This window comes from Catenulispora rubra, from assembly GCF_015356825.1.
Lineage (GTDB): Bacteria > Actinomycetota > Actinomycetes > Streptomycetales > Catenulisporaceae > Catenulispora > Catenulispora rubra.
This window is the reverse complement of sequence record NZ_JAACYW010000797.1, coordinates 1-402: the sequence shown is the minus strand read 5'-3', so window position 1 is coordinate 402 and position 402 is coordinate 1. Positions and strand designations below refer to the sequence as shown.

Below are 402 nucleotides of genomic sequence, written 5' to 3'. Positions count from 1 at the left end.
CGGAAATGTGGATAAGAGACAGCGCGAAGTCGGTCCTCGCGAAGTCAGTCCCCGCGAAGTCAGTCCCCGCGAAGTCGGTCCTCGCGATGTCAGTCCTCGCGACGGCGCCACAGCAGGTAGCGGACCGCGTCGTAGACGAGGAAGGCGCCGCTGAACCAGGCGACTGACAAAGCACCGGCCACGAGCAGTGGCCGGTGCTGCTTTTGCAGCGCGTCCAGTGCCGCTCCGGCGGCGCCCCAGAAGGCGATCCAGACCACGCCGTAGCCCAGGAACCGGGGGATGGGGCGGTCCCAGAGCCAGCCTCGTGGTTTGAAGGGTTCCACGGGGTCAGCATCCTGAGAAGGGTGGTGGGCGTCAATGGGGTGTGGGGGTCGATGTGTTGGTGTTGGTGCGGTGCGGTGC

Annotated in this window: 1 protein-coding gene; it reads right to left on the bottom strand. The window is 66.4% G+C overall.

Annotation, left to right across the window (positions count from 1 at the left end):
• Nucleotides 1–89: 89 nt before the first annotated feature.
• The gene (locus tag GWK61_RS55475) at nt 90–323 is read right to left on the bottom strand and encodes a hypothetical protein (RefSeq protein WP_194922403.1); all 234 of its coding nucleotides are present in this window, start codon (nt 321–323) and stop codon (nt 90–92) included.
• Between the last annotated feature and the right edge of the window lie 79 nt (nt 324–402).